Origin of the sequence: Agromyces sp. NPDC058110, from assembly GCF_042884735.1 — a bacterium.
GTDB lineage: Bacteria > Actinomycetota > Actinomycetes > Actinomycetales > Microbacteriaceae > Agromyces.
The window spans coordinates 467118-484282 of sequence record NZ_JBHVTI010000004.1 but is presented as its reverse complement, the minus strand read 5'-3'; the positions used below and the strand labels follow the sequence as shown (position 1 = coordinate 484282).

General features: G+C 71.7%; 16 protein-coding genes. 15 read left to right on the top strand and 1 reads right to left on the bottom strand.

Annotation, left to right across the window (positions count from 1 at the left end):
* Positions 1–67: 67 nt before the first annotated feature.
* From ACFVS8_RS12450 to ACFVS8_RS12435, 4 genes are all read left to right on the top strand, one after another.
* Positions 68–1864 (top strand): hypothetical protein, encoded by a 1797-nt coding sequence (locus ACFVS8_RS12450; RefSeq protein ID WP_387062398.1) that lies wholly within the window; start codon positions 68–70, stop codon positions 1862–1864.
* Positions 1865–2028: 164 nt separating this feature from the next.
* Positions 2029–2466 (top strand): ArsR/SmtB family transcription factor, encoded by a 438-nt coding sequence (locus ACFVS8_RS12445; RefSeq protein WP_387062395.1) that lies wholly within the window; start codon positions 2029–2031, stop codon positions 2464–2466.
* Positions 2463–2894, top strand: coding sequence for an SRPBCC domain-containing protein (locus ACFVS8_RS12440; protein ID WP_387062392.1), 432 nt, complete (start codon positions 2463–2465; stop codon positions 2892–2894). Before ACFVS8_RS12445 ends, ACFVS8_RS12440 begins: the two co-directional genes overlap by 4 nt.
* Positions 2894–3685: an SDR family NAD(P)-dependent oxidoreductase gene (locus ACFVS8_RS12435; protein ID WP_387062389.1), complete on the top strand. Its 792-nt coding sequence runs from the start codon at positions 2894–2896 to the stop codon at positions 3683–3685. Before ACFVS8_RS12440 ends, ACFVS8_RS12435 begins: the two co-directional genes overlap by 1 nt.
* Positions 3686–3759: 74 nt before the next feature.
* Here the strand turns inward: ACFVS8_RS12435 and ACFVS8_RS12430 are convergent, their stop codons facing one another.
* Positions 3760–4509 (bottom strand): FadR/GntR family transcriptional regulator, encoded by a 750-nt coding sequence (locus ACFVS8_RS12430; protein ID WP_387062387.1) that lies wholly within the window; start codon positions 4507–4509, stop codon positions 3760–3762.
* Positions 4510–4644: 135 nt separating this feature from the next.
* Here ACFVS8_RS12430 and ACFVS8_RS12425 point away from each other — a divergent pair, with 135 nt between their 5' ends.
* From ACFVS8_RS12425 to ACFVS8_RS12375, 11 genes are all read left to right on the top strand, one after another.
* Positions 4645–6012, top strand: coding sequence for an ABC transporter substrate-binding protein (locus ACFVS8_RS12425; protein WP_387062385.1), 1368 nt, complete (start codon positions 4645–4647; stop codon positions 6010–6012).
* An 8-nt stretch (positions 6013–6020) separates the two neighbouring features.
* The gene (locus ACFVS8_RS12420; protein WP_387062383.1) at positions 6021–6965 is read left to right on the top strand and encodes a carbohydrate ABC transporter permease; all 945 of its coding nucleotides are present in this window, start codon (positions 6021–6023) and stop codon (positions 6963–6965) included.
* Positions 6958–7902: a carbohydrate ABC transporter permease gene (locus tag ACFVS8_RS12415; RefSeq protein ID WP_387062381.1), complete on the top strand. Its 945-nt coding sequence runs from the start codon at positions 6958–6960 to the stop codon at positions 7900–7902. Before ACFVS8_RS12420 ends, ACFVS8_RS12415 begins: the two co-directional genes overlap by 8 nt.
* 4 nt (positions 7903–7906) lie before the next feature.
* A complete protein-coding gene (locus tag ACFVS8_RS12410) occupies positions 7907–9058 on the top strand; it encodes a mandelate racemase/muconate lactonizing enzyme family protein (RefSeq protein ID WP_387062377.1) in 1152 nt (383 codons plus the stop codon).
* Complete coding sequence (locus ACFVS8_RS12405; RefSeq protein WP_387062374.1) at positions 9055–10071, top strand: MBL fold metallo-hydrolase; 1017 nt, start codon at positions 9055–9057, stop codon at positions 10069–10071. The genes ACFVS8_RS12410 and ACFVS8_RS12405 overlap by 4 nt, the downstream gene beginning before the upstream one ends.
* Positions 10068–11141: a Gfo/Idh/MocA family protein gene (locus ACFVS8_RS12400; protein WP_387062371.1), complete on the top strand. Its 1074-nt coding sequence runs from the start codon at positions 10068–10070 to the stop codon at positions 11139–11141. The genes ACFVS8_RS12405 and ACFVS8_RS12400 overlap by 4 nt, the downstream gene beginning before the upstream one ends.
* A complete protein-coding gene (locus ACFVS8_RS12395) occupies positions 11138–12376 on the top strand; it encodes a CaiB/BaiF CoA transferase family protein (RefSeq protein ID WP_387062368.1) in 1239 nt (412 codons plus the stop codon). Before ACFVS8_RS12400 ends, ACFVS8_RS12395 begins: the two co-directional genes overlap by 4 nt.
* Positions 12376–13536: a hypothetical protein gene (locus ACFVS8_RS12390; protein WP_387062365.1), complete on the top strand. Its 1161-nt coding sequence runs from the start codon at positions 12376–12378 to the stop codon at positions 13534–13536. Before ACFVS8_RS12395 ends, ACFVS8_RS12390 begins: the two co-directional genes overlap by 1 nt.
* A complete protein-coding gene (locus tag ACFVS8_RS12385; RefSeq protein ID WP_387062362.1) occupies positions 13533–14315 on the top strand; it encodes an enoyl-CoA hydratase/isomerase family protein in 783 nt (260 codons plus the stop codon). Before ACFVS8_RS12390 ends, ACFVS8_RS12385 begins: the two co-directional genes overlap by 4 nt.
* A gap of 73 nt (positions 14316–14388) precedes the next feature.
* Complete coding sequence (locus ACFVS8_RS12380; RefSeq protein WP_387062360.1) at positions 14389–15558, top strand: fumarylacetoacetate hydrolase family protein; 1170 nt, start codon at positions 14389–14391, stop codon at positions 15556–15558.
* A gap of 38 nt (positions 15559–15596) precedes the next feature.
* Positions 15597–17132 (top strand): aldehyde dehydrogenase (NADP(+)), encoded by a 1536-nt coding sequence (locus ACFVS8_RS12375; protein ID WP_387062357.1) that lies wholly within the window; start codon positions 15597–15599, stop codon positions 17130–17132.
* The last annotated feature ends 33 nt before the right edge of the window (positions 17133–17165 follow it).

Here is a 17165-nt window from a genome sequence, read left to right as displayed (position 1 = left end):
GCAACCCACCCCGAAGATCCACCCCGCCCGCGATCGCGTGCGGGCCAGTCTCGAATCCGGAGGAGCCATGAAGCAACGAAGCCTCATCACCACCCTGATCGTGGGGGCGCTGTTCGTCGGCGCGCTGCCGACCGCGGCGGCGGCCGCCCCCGCCGCACCATCCCCGATGGCCGCGGCGTCGACGGGCGGCGGTCGCGACCCGCTCGCCGGTGCCGTCAACCTCCCGAAGCAGGGCAAGGTCGACTTCATCCTCGGCCAGGACGGCGGAACGCTCGAGACGTTCGCATCGACCGTGCTCGACGCCGATCGCCGGTTCCCGCAGCCGAGCGGTGTCTCGCTGTTCACGAGCGTCAACGGGCTGACGCCGCTCAACGGCCTGTGGAGCCCCGTCGACTACCGTGTGGGCCGCACGGACTTCGAGGAGGTGCTGAGCCGCTACGACGGCGCGCTCACGATCGGGCTCGAGCTCATCGACTACTCGCAGGACCTCGGCACGCCGGGACGCAACCTCGGGCTGCGCGCGATCGCGGGCGACGCGAGCGTCGACGCGGCGACCATGGCGAAGTACCGCGGTTGGATCGACGAGCTCATCGGGTACGCGGATGCCACGAAGCGCGACGTGTTCCTCAAGATCGGCTACGAGTTCGACGGGCACTGGAACGGGTACGACCCGGAGTCCTACGTCGCCGCGTTCCGCTACATCGCGCACCGCATCGACGTGCTGAAGGCGAAGCGCGTCGCGACCGTCTGGCAGACGGCGGCGTGGGGTGCGGCGATCCCAGAGCAGGCCGTCGTCGGCGCCGGGGCGTACGACGCGGCGGGCGCGATCGTCGCCGGCGACGCGGCATCCCACTGGAACCGCTGGTACCCGGGCGACGACGCCGTCGACTGGATGGGCCTCTCGCGGTTCGCCGCCGAGAGCTCGTCGAAGCCCGGTCGTCCGTGGTCGTGCGACCGGGGCGAGCCCGGCGCACCCGACACGACGGTTGCCCCGCCCCGCGTCGTGCAGGACTCGCTGCTCGACTTCGCCCGCGCGCACGCGAAGCCCGTGATCGTCGCCGAGGCGTCCCCGCAGGGCTACGACCTCGGCGAGCTCACGGTATCGTGCATCTTCGCGAACGGCTCGCCGGCTCCCTACGCGCAGCGCACGCCCGTGAGCGTCGACGAGGTCTGGAGCGAGTGGTTCGCGCCGACCTTCGACTTCGTGCGGGCGAACCGCGACGTCATCCGCTCGTTCACGTACATCAACACGGACTGGGACGCCCAGGGCAACTGGGCGTGCACCGGTCCCGGCGCCTGCAATGCGGGGTACTGGGGCGACAGCCGACTCGAGGCGAACCCGCAGATCCTCGAGCGCGTGAAGGCCGAGCTCTCGGACCAACGGTTCTGGACCGGCGCCGATCGACGCGCGAAGGCGTTCACGGCACCCGACTTCTCGAAGGGCCGCGGCGTGTACGAGGCCGAGTACGCCGAGGCCTCGACCTGGCTCGACTGCTGCGGGCTCGGCGGGCTGCCGCAGACCGCCGCGAACGCGTCGAACGGGCGCGAGGTGATGCTCATGAACTTCGGTGACGGCGGTGCCGGAACGTACGGCATCACCTTCGAGGGCGTCGATCCGGGGCGCCGCGTCGACGTGACGCTGAACTCGATTCGCGACGGATTCGAGCAGTCGGATGCCACGTTCAGCCTGCTCGTCGACGGCAAGGCCGTGGGCGGCCCGGTGCTCGTGCCGAAGCTTCCCGCCGGTCAGTACGCGACGGTCTCGTTCGACGTTCGCGTCAAGAACCGGTCGGACGTCACGGTGCAGCTGAACTCGAACACGGGCGGCAACCTCATCTGGGTCGATCGCATCGTCGTGCGCTGACCCGCTGCCGCTTCCAACGGGCAGAACTCCGGATGCCGCGGGCGACACGCCGCGCGCCAGGTCGGTCCGGGCGGCGTGTCGCCCGCGGCATCCGGAGTTGCGCACGGGGGTGGATGACCTCCGGGTGATTGACGTCCGCCCGCGGCCGGCGTATATTCACCCGTATGGGTGAATATACGTTGGACGCCGTGCTCAGCGCGGTGGCGGACCCGACCAGGCGGGCGATCCTCGACCGCCTGCTCGACGGCGACGCGCGGGTCACAGACCTGGCACGCGAGTTCCCGATCTCGCTCAACTCCACGAGCAAGCACATCAAGGTGCTCGAGCGCGCCGAGCTCGTGCATCGCGACGTGCGCGGGCGCGAGCACGTGCTCTCGCTGCGGGCCCAGTCGCTCGGCAACGCCGTCGCCTGGATGGAGCGCTACCGGGCGTTCTGGGAGGAGCGGCTGGCCGCCCTCGAGGCGTTCGTCACGTCCGACGAGGCCGACGTCGCGCAGGCCGTCGGCGTCCCGCAGCCCGTCGGCGTCCCGGGCGGCTCGGGCGTCGCGGTCGGCGATGCGCCGGGCGGCGACGAAGCGACTGAAGGCGGGGCAGCCCGATGAGCGCGGTGGTGACGGTGAGCCGGCGGATCGCGGCATCCGCCGACCGGCTCTTCGACGCGTGGCTCGATCCCTCGGCGCTCGCCGTGTGGATGCGCCGCGACGGCAGCGAGCCGTCGACCGCGGTGATCGATCCGCGCGTGGGCGGCGCGTTCGCCATCACGATGAACGACCCGGAGGGCGCGTTCCTGCACGGCGGCACCTACACCGTGATCGACCGGCCGCGCCGGCTCGAGTTCACCTGGAGGTCGGATGCCACGCACCAGACGGACTCCGTCGTGCGCGTGAGCTTCGAGCCCGACGGCGACGCGACGGTCGTCGAGGTGAGGCACGAACAGCTGCCCGACGCGCTCGCCGTGCAGCTGCACACCGGGGGATGGACCGAGATCATGTCGGGGTTCGCCCGGCGCTATGCGGAGGAGGCGGCCTGATGCTGCTCGAGGGGAAGGTCGCCGTGATCCACGGCGGCGGGGGATCGATCGGATCGACGACGGCGCGCGTGTTCGCCCGCGAGGGTGCACGCCTGCATCTCGCGGGGCGGAGCCTGCCACGGCTGGAGGCTGCGGCATCCGCGATTCGCGAGCTGGGCGGCGAGGTCTCCATCGCCGTCGTCGACGCCATGGACCAAGCCGCGGTCGACGCGCACGCCGACGACGTGCTCGCGCGGGAGGGGCGCATCGACGTCGCGCTCAACGCGGTCGGCTTCGACCACGTGCAGGGGCTCGCGATCGCCGACACGTCGCTCGACGACTACCTGCACCCGATCACCGGCTACCTGCGCACGAACTTCGTCACGGCCAAGGCCGCGTCGCGCATCATGAGCGCGCAGGGGAGCGGCGTGATCCTCACGATCTCGACGCCCGGCGCCAGGCTCACCGGCCGGGGCCTCATCGGCAACGCCGCGCAGAGCGCCGGGCTCGAGGGGTTCTCGCGGGCGCTCGCCGGCGAGCTCGGCCCCGCCGGCGTGCGGGTCGTGTGCGTGCGCCCGCACGCGTTCCGCGACGCATCCGACTCGTACACGCTCGACATGTTCGGACGGATCGCGGATGCCGGCGGCACGAGTCTCGACGACTGGTGGAGCGGCCTCGCGTCGACCACGCTGCTCGGGCGGCTGCCGGCCGTCGACGAGGTGGCGGAGTACCTCGCGTTCGCGGCATCCGATCGAGCGGCGTCGATGACGGGCGTCGTGTCGAACCTGACGGCGGGGGCGCTCGTCGACTGACGCGGGGGAGGCAGCGGCGGTGGCGCCGATGCGGCCCGGGTGCGCATCGCACCCGGGCCGCTCCGGCGTTCGGATCAGCGCTTCGGGTTCGGCGGGCGGCGGCGCTCCCACGCGTCGATGATGTGCGCGCGCATCGCGGCCTCGGCCTCGTCGGGGTCGCCCGCCTCGATCGCGGCGAAGACCCGCTCGTGCTCCTCGAGCGTGATGTCGAGGCTGCTGTGCAGGTGGAAGCGGGCGCTCTCGCGCGCCTCGGCGAAGAGCGTGCGCACGATGCTGTCGGCGAGGCGGTTGGCCGTGATCTCGCCGACGACGCGGTGGAAGACGACGTCGGCCTCGCTGAACGCGGGCTCGTCGTCGATGGTCTCGCGCATGAGCTCGAGTGCGGCGCGCAGGCGTTCGAGCTGCTCGGGCGTGCGGCGCGCCGCGGCGTCTCTGGCGATGACGGCCTCGAGGCTCGCGCGCACGACGCTGAGGTCGTCGAGCGTGCCGAGGCTGGCGTCGTGGGCGACGAGGGCGGCGAGCACGGTCGCGTCGATCATCTTCCACGAGTCGGGCGAGAGCACCTGGGTGCCTCGGCCCTGGGCGACGGTGACGAGCCCCTTCTCCTCGAGGCGCTTGACCGATTCGCGGATGACGGTGCGGCTGACGCCGAACTGCTCGCAGAGCACGGCCTCGGGGGGCAGCGAGGTGCCGGGTTCGAGGTCGCCGCGCACGATCGCGTCGACGAGGGCCCCGACGACGGACTCGCCGAGGCGGGGTGCGCGGGTGCGGGCGGCGAGCGTGGGGTACTCGGCCACGGGTGCCGGCGCCATCGATTCGGACATGGCGACAGCATAGCGCCCGGAATTAGTAATACCTATGACGTCTCTTGCGGTGTTGATAAGACGTATGATGTAATCAGTTCGCCCCGCCCCCTGGGGTGCATGTCGTCAGAGACGCCGACCAGAACAGGATGCGAAATGTCACAGCACTCGTCCTCCCGCCGCCGAGCCCTCCGGCTCACGGTGGCCGCAGCCGCCGCAGCGGGGCTCCTCGCCCTCACCGCGTGCTCCTCCGACTCCTCGGGCGGCGGTGACACGTCGCTCGGCTTCACCCAGGCCGAGCAGGTCGCCGACAGCCCCATCACCGTGTGGGTCGACGCGTCGCGCGAGCCGGCCGTCACCGCGTTCCAGGAGAAGTACCCCGACATCGACGTCACGCTCGAGACCTACGACGGCAACGCCGGCGGCAGCGGCTCGTTCCAGAGCAAGATCGCCCTCATGGACCAGGCAGGCGAGGGTTGGCCCGACGTCGTGTTCTCCACCCAGCAGAACGACGCGATCTGGGCGTCGAAGCAGACCACGAGCGGCGAGCAGGGCTTCGCCGCGCCGCTCAACAAGGGCTTCATCGAGCAGGACTTCCTCGACGGCTTCGCCGCCGGCTCGCTCGACTACACGACCATCGACGGCACCGTCTACGGCCTCCGCAACGACCTCGCGCAGACGGTCTTCTACTACGACCAGAAACTCCTCGACGAGTTCGGCTACGACGAGCCCACCACGTGGGAGGAGTACGGTGAGCTCGGCGACAAGCTCGCCGCCGAGCACCCCGGCTACATCCTCGGCAGCATGGGCGACAGCTTCATGACCTACGTCTACTACGGCGGCTCGGAGTCGCCCGTGTTCCAGTCGCCCGAGGCGAACGTGTTCCACTCCGACACGGCCGACGCGAACTCGGAGAAGATCTCGAAGATCATCGACGGCATGCTCGCCAACGGCACGCTCGTGCAGGACAGCTTCTTCAGCGCCGACTTCGCCTCGAAGTACGCGGGCAAGCTCGTCGGCGTACCCGGCCCGGTCTGGTACACGGGCGCCATCTTCCAGGGCGGTCTCGCGGTACCCGCGGGCCAGATCGGCGTCAGCGCGCCGCTCACCTGGGAGGGGGGCGAGGTCGCGGCCGGCAACGTGGGCGGCGGCGTCTGGTACGCCTCGAGCCACTCGAAGAACCTCGACGCCGTGAAGACCTTCCTCGAATTCGTCACGAGCGCCGACGAGTTCCAGGTCGACGCCTCCTCCGGCTACCCGGCGTACACGTCGGCCGCCGAGAAGTGGCTCGACAAGCAGGCCGAGGCCGGCTACTTCGTGAACGACGACTTCAAGACCGTGATGTCGGATGCCGCGGGCCAGGTCTGGTCGGGCTGGAACGTCACCTCGTGGAGCCCCGAGACCGCATGGGCCAAGGTCGTGATCCCCGGCATCGCCGAGGGCAAGACCGTCGAGTCGCTGCTGCCGGCCTGGCAGAAGGAGCTCGAGAACGAGGCCACCGTCAACGGGTACTCGGTCGAGTAAGCAGCACCGTGACCGTCACCGCACCTCCGGTTCCGGTCGACGCCGTCCCCTCGGGGCGGCGTCGGCCGGAGTCCCGGCGCGCCTCGCGCGTCAACGCCGGCCAAGCCCGCTTCGGGTACGTCTTCGTCAGCGGCTACACCCTGCTGCTGCTGGCCTTCGGGCTCCTGCCCACGCTGTACGCGCTCTACCTCTCGTTCACCCGCAACGGCCAGTTCGTCGGCGTCGACAACTTCGTGCGCGTGTTCGGCGACTACCGCTTCCTCCCGGCCGTCGGGCACGTCGCGCTGTACGTGCTGTTCTGGCTCGTGAGCCTCATCGTGCTCGTGGTCGTGCTCGCCATCGTGGTGCACGGCATCCGCGTGCGCTGGCTCGGCGCGTCCGCCCGGTTCCTCTTCTACATCCCGGGCGCCATCGCCGGGGCATCCAGCGTGCTGCTCTGGCTGTTCGTGCTCGACCCGACGGTCAGCCCGGTCTCGGCGCTGCTGCACGCGTTCGGCTTCGAGTCGCTCGTGAACGTCGTCGCCGTCGGCAACCTGCCCGTCGTCTTCACGGTCATCGCCTTCTGGGCCGGCGCAGGCTCGTGGATCGTCATCATGTACGGCGCCCTCAACAACATCCCGGTCGAGGTCATGGAGGCCGCGCGCATCGACGGCGCCGGACCCGTGCAGACCGCGTGGCACATCCAGCTGCCCATGCTCACGAAGTGGATCAGCTACATGGGCGTCATGTCGCTCGCGGCGGGCACCCAGCTCTTCGTCGAGCCGAAGATCCTCGCGCAGGCGACCAAGAACGTCGTGCCCGAGGACTACTCCCTGAACCAGCTCGCCTACCTCTACGCCTTCCGGCAGAACGACTTCTCGGGCTCGGCCGCCATCTCGGTCATGCTGCTCGTGGTCGCGCTGGGGCTGTCGGCGATCTTCATCTTCCGCGGAAAGCTGTTCGAACGTGACTGACCTGACCACTCGCGCCCTCGTGACCGGCGAGTCCCGCCGACGCGCGGAACGCCGCGAACGCCACACCCTCACCCCCGGCGAATGGATCGGGCGGGCCGTCGTCGTGCTCGTGCTCCTCGTGTTCGCGGCCTTCTTCATCCTCCCGATCGTGTGGCTGCTGCTCGCCCCGACGAAGACCAACAAGCAGCTGCTGCTCGACGGCCCGTTCGCGTTCGGGTCGTTCGACCAGCTCGCGGCGAACTGGAACGAGCTGTTCGCCTTCGGCAGCGGCGTGTTCACGACCTGGATGGGCAACTCGGCGTTCTACTCGTTCGCTGCGCTCGCCATCACCCTGGTCGTCAGCATCCCGGCGGGCTACGCGCTCGCGCTCATCGAGTTCAAGGGCCGCAGGCTGCTGCTCGTCGTGACGCTCATCGTCATGCTCATCCCGAACACGGCGCTCGTGCTGCCGATCTTCCTCGAACTCTCGGCGGCGAAGCTCATCGGAAGCCCGCTCGCGGTGATCCTGCCGTTCTCGTTCTTCCCGTTCGGCGTGTACCTGACGTACATCTACTTCTCGACCGCGGTCTCGCGCGACCTGTTGAACGCCGCGCGCATCGACGGCGCCGGCGAGCTGCGCGTGTTCGCGCAGGTCGCGATGCCGCTCGCGACGCCCGTGATCGCGCTCGTCGGCTTCTTCAGCTTCGTCGCGAACTGGAACAACTACTTCCTGCCATTCCTCGTGGTCGGCGGCACGAAGATCCCGGTGCAGGTGGGACTGGCCAACCTGCTCGCCAACGTGCCGGCGTTCAACCCGACCACGGCGTCGAGCATCGTCATCCAGCTGCCGACGCTCGCGCTCGCGACGCTCATCTCGGTCGCACCGATCCTGCTCATCTTCCTGTTCGCACAGCGGTTCCTCGTCTCGGGCATGACCGCCGGCGGCACCAAGGAGTGACCCCATGAAGATCACCGGGTACCGTACCCTCACCGCCCAGCAGCACTGGCGCCGCTCCATCGGCGACGCGAACGGCCACATCACCGAGGCCGTCACCGAAGTGCCCATCGTCATCATCGAGACCGACGAGGGCGTCGAGGGCGTGGGCATCGGCTCGCACGCCGACCTCGCACGCCTGTTCCCCGCGATCGACGGCGAAGACCCGCGCGGCGTCGCGGCCCTCTTCGACCGCATGCTCGCGCAGGTGTTCAAGTCGGGCCACGCAGGGGCGACCTACGGCGGTGTCGCGACGTTCGACGCCGCGCTGTGGGACCTCAAGGCGAAGGCCGCGGGCGAACCGCTCTGGCGTCTGCTCGGCGGCCGCGACCGGTTCGTGCCCGGCTACGCGTCGGGACTCGACATCGCGCTCGGCGACGACGAGCTCGCCGCGTTCTACGGCGAGTTCGCCTCGCGCGGATTCGTGGCGGGCAAGCTCAAGGGCGGTCTCGACTTCGACGCCGACCTCCGTCGCCTCGGCATCCTCGCCGATGCGCTCGGGGCCAACACCTCGCGCCCCGGCCTCATGTTCGACGCGAACGAGTCCTGGCAGGTCAAGCAGGCCGTGCGATACGTGAGCGCGCTCGAGGAGCACGTCGACCTGCTCTGGGTCGAGGAGCCGCTGCGTCGGTGGGACGCCGAGGGCCACGCCCGGCTCAGCACGGCCATCCGCGCCGCGGTCGCGACGGGCGAGAACCTCACGGGCGTCGACCAGTTCAAGCCGTTCTTCGAGGCCGGCGCGCCCGACGTCGTGCAGGCCGGGGCCATCTGGGGCGTGAGCCACATGCACCGCCTGGCGCTCGCCGCGGCCGCCCGCGACCTGCCGATCAGCCCGGTCGGCTACAACGCCAACCCGGCCGTCGCGCACGTCATGACGGCCGTGCCGAACCACCTCACCACCGAGGTGCAGGCGGTCGAGTTCGCCGACGGCATCGACGTCGACCACGAGTTCGCCGACGGCGGCATCGTCTTGAGCGACGAGCCGGGTGCCGGCATCCGCATCGACGAGGTCGCCATCGAGGGCGCCCGCCGCGGCGAGGGCTGGGCGAACCCGGCCGGCCCGCACATGCGGCCGGTGCGCGCGGGCCTGCGCGTCGTGCTCGACGGGGTCGAGCGATGAGCGGCGCGGCCGGCGGAGCGGCGGAGCAGACCGCGACCGGCGCGATCCACGGCGAGGTCCGCCCCGGACTGCACCGCATCCAGGCGCCGCTGGGCGAGCGGTTCGTCGCCCTGTACCTGCTCGTCGGCGACGACGCGGCACTGCTCGTCGACACCGGCATCCGCGAGTCGATCACCGAGACGCTGCTGCCGTACCTCGACGCTGTGGGCATTCCGCGCGAGAAGCTGCGCTGGGCGGTCAACACCCACTGCGACTACGACCACACGGGCGGCAACGGTGCGCTCAAGGCCGCGATCCCGACGGCGTCGATCGTCGCGCACGCGCTCGACTCCGACCTCGTCGAAGACGTGCAGCGGCTCATCGACGAGCGGTACGGCGAGTTCCGCGCCACTGACGGCTTCGACGACCCGCCCGAGACCACCGAGTACCTGCGGGCCGTCTCCGACCTGGTGCCGGTCGACCTGCGGGTCGCGGGCGGCGAGGAGTTCGACCTCGGCGGCCGCACCGTGCGCGTGCTGCACGTGCCCGGCCACAGCCCCGGACACGTCGCCGTGTACGACGAGGCCAATCGCGCCCTGCTCATCGGCGACGCGACGCTCGGCGCGAGCGTGCTGTTCGCCGACGGGCGCCCGGCGTTCCCGCCCACGTACCGCGACACCGACCCGTACGTCGAGAGTCTCCGGGCGTTCCGCGCGCTCGACGCCGACCTGCTGCTCACCGCGCACTACCCGGTCTACGAGGGCGAGGGCGTCGCCCGGTTCCTCGACGAGAGCGAGGCGTACACCGAGCGCATCGACGTGATCCTGTCGGAGCTGCTCGCCGCACGCGCGGAGCCTGCGACCACGCTCGAGCTCGTGCGCGAGGCGGGCTCGGCCCTCGGCCCGTGGGGCGCCGACGCGCTCGATTACTCGGTCTTCCCGGTGACGGGCAACCTCGAGCGCCTCGAGCAGCGCGGGCTCGTGGCATCCGCCGTCGACGGCGACGGTCGCCGCACGTGGAGGTGGGTGCGATGAGCCGCGTGCGACTGGGCGCCGTGGGCGCCGGCTGGTGGGCGACGAGCAACCACTTCCCGATCTTCGCCGCGCGCGATGACGTCGACCTCGTCGGAGTCTGCGGCATCGGGCCCGAGCTCGACGCCGTGCGCGACCAGTTCGGCTTCGGCATGGCCACGACCGACTACGACGACCTGCTCGCGCAGGAGCTCGACGCCATGGTGATCGCGACCCCGCACGACCTGCACCACCCGCAGGCCGTCGCCGCGATCGAGCGAGGCCTGCACGTGCTCGTCGAGAAGCCCGTCACGCTCGACGCCGCGCAGGGCTGGGACCTCGCGGTCAAGGTGCGCGAGCACGGCGTGCACTTCCTCGCGCCCTACGGCTGGAACTACAAGCCGTTCATCGTCGAGGCCAAGCGCCTCGTCGAGGCCGGGCACCTGGGCGAGATCCAGCACGTCGTGTGCGTCATGGCCTCGCCGACGCGCGGCCTGTTCGCGGGCGACACGAACCACATCCGCGCGCTCTGGGACTCGAAGACGAGCGGCCCCGACCCCCGCACCTGGCAGTCGCCGGCGCGCGGCGGCGGCTACGCGCACGGGCAGGTCACGCATTCGAGCGCCCTCATGTTCTGGTTGAGCGAGCTGCGTGCGGCATCTGTCATGGCGAAGGTCTCGAACGCCGGAGCCGCGGTCGACCTCTTCAACGCCGCCGTGATCACCTTCGACACCGGTGCGCTCGGCGCGCTGTCGGGTGCGGCGACGGTGCCCGACGGCGACCCGTACCAGGTCGACATCCGCATCTTCGGAACCGAAGGCGTGCTCATGCTCGACACCGAGCGCGAACGCGCCTGGGTGCACCGCTACGACGGCACGCGTTTCGACATCGACGTGGAGCCCGGCGCGGGCGCGTACGAGTGCATCGTGCCGCCGAACCGGTTCATCGACCTCATCACCGGGGCGAGCACCGAGAACAACTCCGACGTCGAGGTGGCGGCCCGCTCGGTGGAACTGATCGACGCCATGCTGCGCAGCGCCGCTGCGGGAGGAGCAGAAGTGAACGTGCACGACCACGAGGAGCAGGCCGCATGACCGGGCACGAGACGGGCGCGCGGGGCGTGCTCGACGGGTACCGGGTGCTCGACTGCTCGATCGCCATGGCGGGGCCGTTCGCGGCGCAGCGCCTCGGCGACCTCGGCGCCGACGTGGTGAAGGTCGAGCCCACGACGGGCGAGTGGCAGCGCCACGCGGCCGCCGGCGGCGCGGCGGGCAACGAGATCAACGTGTCGTTCCTGTCGCTGAACCGCAACAAGCGCTCGGTCGCGCTCGACCTCAAGTCGCCGGAGGGCAAGGCCGCGCTCCGCGAACTCGTCGCCGGGGCCGACGTGTTCCTCCAGAACTACCGGCCGGGCGTGGCCGCACGTCTCGGCGTCGACTACGAGTCGCTCCGGGCGATCAACCCGTCGATCGTCTACGTGTCGATCTCGGGCTACGGCGAAGACGGCCCGTACCGCGACCGCCCAGGCCAGGACCTGCTGCTGCAGGCCATGTCGGGTGCCATGTACTCCGCGGGCCGCGACGGCGACGAGCCCTCGCCCGCCGGGCAGTACCTCGCCGACGCGATCACCGCGTCGACCGCGTTCGAGGGCGTGCTGGCCGCGCTGCTGCACCGCGAGCGCACGGGCGAGGGCCAGCTCGTCACGGTCAACATGCTCGACGCGCTCACCACGCTGCAGATGCAGGAGCTCTCGGTGTACACGGTCGGCCGCAAGGCCCAGCAGCGCTCGGCCGAGCCGCACGCGCACGTCTACATCCGCGCGCCCTACGGCGTCTTCGAGACGAGCGACGGCTACGTCGCGCTCGCGTTCGCCGACCTGCACGAGCTCGGCCGCCTCATCGAGGAGCCGTCGTTCGAGGGCTGGTCGAGCGAGGTCGAGGGGTGGAGCAGGCGCGACGAGATCCACGCGAAGACCGCCGCGAAGCTCCGGCAGCAGACGGCGGCGCACTGGATCGCCCTGCTCGGCGGCGCCGGCATGTGGATCGGCCCGGTCAACGACTACGCCGGCCTCGTCGAAGACCCGCAGATCGTGCACAACGGCACCTTCATCGAGTACGAGCACCCGACCGAGGGGCTCGTGAAGACCCCCGGGTTCCCGTATCGCTTCTCGGCGACGCCGCCCCGGCTCGACCGCGGCGCGCCGCGCGTCGGCGAGCACACCCGCGAGGTGCTGCGCGAGGCCGGCTTCGACGATGCCGCGATCGACGCGCTGCTCGCCTCGGGCGCGGCGCGGGCGACGGATGCCGCGGCCGCCGTCGCCGGCGTCTGATGACCGGCTACCGGGGTCTCACCTGGGACCACCCGCGGGGGCGGGACGCGCTCGAGGCGGCGGCCGGTGCCGCGGCCGGTGCGAGCTCATCCGAGGCCGAGCCGCTCATCACGTGGGACGTGCACTCGCTCGAAGGCTTCGAGTCGGCCCCCATCGCCGAGCTGGCCGAGACGTACGACGTGATCGTGCTCGACCACCCGCACCTCGGCGACGCGCTCGCCGCAGGCGTGCTGCGGCCCATCGACGATCTCTACCCGCCGACCTACGTCGCCGGTCTGCGGTCGGCCGCCGTCGGCCCGAGCACGCCGTCGTACACGCTCGACGGCCGCCTGTGGGCGCTGCCGCTCGACGCCGCGACCCAGGTCGCCGTTCGCCTGCCCGAGCGGCTCGACGCGGCGCCCGCGACGTGGGCCGAGGTGCTCGAACTGGCGGAGCGCGGCGGCGCGCCCGTCGCGCTGAGCCTGGCCGGCCCCCACGCGCTGCTCACCCTCATGTCGGCGTGCGTGGCGTTCGGGCAGGAGCCCGCGACCGCTCCCGGCTGCGGCCTGCTCGACGTCGAGGTCGCGACGACGGCGATCGAGGTGCTCGCCGCGATCGCCCGCCGCGCCCCGGCCGGCAGCGACCTGCTGAACCCGATCGGGCTGCTGGAGCGCATGCGACGCGACCGCGACATCGCCTACATCCCGCTCGTCTACGGCTACGTGAACTACGCCGTCGGTGCCGGGGGAGCGCTGCGATTCCACGACGCCCCGGCGACGACGGCGTTCGGGCGCCGCGGTTCGACGATCGGCGGCACCGGCATCGCCTTCACGACCCGTCGCGAGCCGTCGCGCGCACTGCTCGACCACCTCGGCGGACTGCTCGCGCCCGCGGCGCAGGCCGGGTTCATCCCGGAGCACCACGGCCAGCCGAGCCTGCGTTCCGCCTGGCGCGACGACGCCGTGAACGCGGCATCCGGAGGCTTCTACCGCGACACGCTCGCGACGATCGAGCAGTCCTGGGTGCGCCCCCGCGTGCCCGGCTACACGCCCTTCCAGTCCGCGGCATCCGCCCTGGTGCGAGACGCCGTGCTCGACGGCGCCCCGGCCCGGGCGACGATCGCCGCCGTCAACACCCGCTTCGACGCCCTCGCGTCGATCGCCGAACGGAGCCACGCATGAGCGCACCCCAGCACGAGCAGATCCGCACCGAGGTCGACGGCCACGTCGCGATCATCACGATCGACCGCCCCGAGAAGCTCAACTCGGTCACCCCCGAGATGTCGTACGCGCTCGTCGACGCGATCGAGTGGGCGGATGCCGCGGCCGAGGTCCGGGCGATCGTGCTCACGGGTGCGGGCGAGCGCGCGTTCTGCGCGGGCTCCGACATCCGCACGCTCGACACGTATGCGACGCCGTGGGAGTTCCGCAACCGCACCGACTACTGCGACGCGATCCGCGCCGCGCGCAAGCCCGTGATCGCCGCGGTCAACGGGTACGCGTTCGGCGGCGGCCTCGAGACCTCCCTCATCTGCGACATCCGCCTCGCCTCGACGACGGCGAGCTTCGCCGCACCCGAGATCAAGCTCGGCTGGATCGGCGGCGGCGGCATGTCGACGTTCCTGGCGCACTCGATCGGGCCCTCGAACGCGGCCGTGATGCTCATGACGGGCGACCCGATCGACGCCGAGATGGCGCTCAGGTGGGGCCTCGTGAGCGAGCTCGTCGAGCCCTCGCGCCTGCTCGAGCGCGCCGTCGAGCTGGCGCGCGTCATCGCCTCGCGCCCGCCGATCGCCGCCGAGACCGCGAAGGCGAACCTGCGCGCCGCGTTCAACATGACGCAGGATGAGGCCATGCGCTACGAACGCGACCTGCAGACCGTGACGTTCGCCACCGACGACGCGCACGAGGGGCGCGCGGCGTTCGCCGAGAAGCGCGCCGGCGTCTTCCATCGTCGCTGAGCGCGCGCCGCACGGCCCACCACGTCCACCGCACCGCAGACCACCGCACCGCAGAACACCGAGGAACCGCATCATGACCTGGCCAGCGCCCCGCGACATCCTTCCCGTCGATGCCGACCGCGCGACCCTCGTGGGCCGCGCCTGGACGCGCGAGGGCCCTGTCGTCGTCGTGCTCCGCCCCGAGGGCGCCGTCGACGTCTCCCGCACGTTCCCGACCGTTCGGGCGCTCACCGAGCACGCCGATCCGGTCGCAGCGCTCGCCGCAGCCGACGGGCCGGTGATCGGCACGCTCGACGAGCTCCTCGCGAACACGCCGCCCGAGACGCGCGACGATGCGCGCCCGTGGCTGCTCTCGCCGATCGACCTGCACGTGGTCAAGGCCGCCGGCGTCACGTTCCCGGTGTCGATGCTCGAGCGCGTCATCGAGGAGCGTGCGCGCGGCGACCAGGACGCGGCGGCCACGATCCGCGCCGAGATCCTCGGCACGATCGGCGGCTCGCTCGACGACCTGAAGCCGGGCTCGCCCGAGGCATCCGCCCTCAAGGACCTGCTGCTCGAACGCGGCTGGTGGAGCCAGTACCTCGAGGTGGGCATCGGCCCCGACGCCGAGGTGTTCACGAAGGCGCCCGTGCTCGCCACCGTCGGCACGAACGTCGACGTCGGCGTGCATCCGGCCTCGAAGTGGAACAACCCCGAGCCCGAGGTCGTGCTCGTCGTGAGCTCCGACGCGCGGATCGTGGGTGCGAGCCTCGGCAACGACGTGAACCTGCGCGACGTCGAGGGCCGCAGCGCGCTGCTGCTCGGCAAGGCGAAGGACAACAACGCGTCAGCCTCGGTCGGCCCGTTCATCCGGCTGTTCGACGACGCCTACACGCTCGACGACCTGCGCGCCTCGGTCGTCTCGCTGACGATCGACGGCGCCGACGGCTACCGTCTCGACGGCACGAGCGAGCTCGCCCGCATCAGCCGCGACCCGGCCGACCTCGTCGCCCAGGTCGTCGGCGCCCACCACGGGTACCCCGACGGCTTCGTGCTCTACCTCGGCACGATGTTCGCCCCGGTCGACGACCGCGACGTGCCCGGTCGCGGGTTCACCCACCACGACGGCGACCTCGTGCGCATCGCGGAGCCCCGCCTCGGCGCACTCGTCAACCGCGTGCGCCCGACCGATGCGGCGGAGCCGTGGACCTTCGGCATCGACGCCCTCTACCGATCCCTCGCCGCGCGCGGCCTGCTGCGCTGAGCGCGCCGACCTCGCCCACCACCGACCTCGGAGACCCCATGCTCACCACCACCGACCCCCGCACCGGCACCGTCACCGACACCGTGCTCGACGCGACCGCTCCCGAGCAGACCGACGCCGTCGTGCGGGCCGCGCAGGCAGCGTTCGACGAGCTCGCGACCCGCGATCGCGGCTGGCGCGCGGGCCTGCTCGACGCGCTCGCCGACGCGCTCGACGCCGACCGTGCCGCCCTCGTCGAGGTCGCCGACCGCGAGACCGGACTCGGCCCGGCCCGGCTCGACGGCGAGGTCTCGCGTGCCGCGTTCCAGTTCCGCCTGTTCGCGGAGGCGGTGCGCGAGGGCGGCTACCTCGAGGCGGCGATCGACCACGGCGGGCAGACCGCGCTCGGCCCGGCACCCGAGATCCGGCGCCTGCTCGTGCCCATCGGCCCGGTCGCCGTCTTCGGGTCGAGCAACTTCCCGTTCGCGTTCTCGGTGGCCGGGGGCGACACGGCGTCGGCCCTCGCGGGCGGCAACCCCGTCGTGCTGAAGGCGCACTCCTCCCACCTCGAGACCTCCGCGCGCTCGTTCGCCGTGCTCTCGGCCGCCGCGTCGGCGTACGGTGCCCCCGACGGGGTGCTCGGCATCGTCTACGGCACGGGCGCAGGCGGGGCGCTCGTCTCGCACCCGCTCGTGCGCGCCGTCGGCTTCACCGGATCGCTCGGCGGCGGGCAGGCGCTGATGGACCTCATCGCACGCCGCGACGAGCCCATCCCCTTCTACGGCGAACTGTCGAGCCTGAACCCGCTCGTCATCACGCCCGGCGCCGCAGCCGCGAGGGGCGGCGAGATCGCCGACGGGCTGTTCGGCTCCTTCACGCTCGGCAGCGGCCAGTTCTGCACCAAGCCCGGCATCGCGTTCGTGCCGAACGGCGCCGACGGCGATGCGCTCGTCGCACACCTGGTCGAACGGACGACGGATGCCGCGGCATCCGTGCTGCTCAACGCGCGCATCGCGACCTCGTTCGACGAGATCCGCGACCGGCTCGTCGCCGACGGGGCCGTCGAGCTGCTCGCCCGGGGCGGCTCGGGCGCGGATGCCGCAGGTGCCGCCGCGGGTTTCACTGCTGCGGGCTTCACGGCCGCACCCACCGTGCTCGGGGTCGCCGCCCGCGACATCACGGCCGAGGTCGCCGAGGAGGCGTTCGGGCCGCTCGTCGTCGTCGCGCGCTACGACACGGATGCCGACATCTTCGTCGCGCTCGACGCCGTGCCCGACTCGCTCACCGCGACCGTGCACAGCGAGCCCGCCGAGGCCGATGCGGTGAACGCGCTGGTCGCGAGGCTCGCGCCGCGCGTCGGTCGGCTGGTCTTCGACGGCTACCCGACAGGCGTGCGCGTCTCGTGGGCGCAGCACCACGGCGGACCGTGGCCGGCCACGAACTCGCAGCACACGTCGGTCGGCGTGAGCGCCATCCGCCGGTTCCTGCGGCCGCTCGCCTATCAGGACGCGCCCGAGTCCGTGCTGCCCGCCGAGCTGCGCGACGACTTCCGTGGGATCCCGCGTCGCGTCGACGGGGTGCTGCAGCTCGCCTGACACCACGGCCGGGCGGAGCGTGTGCGCAGCCCG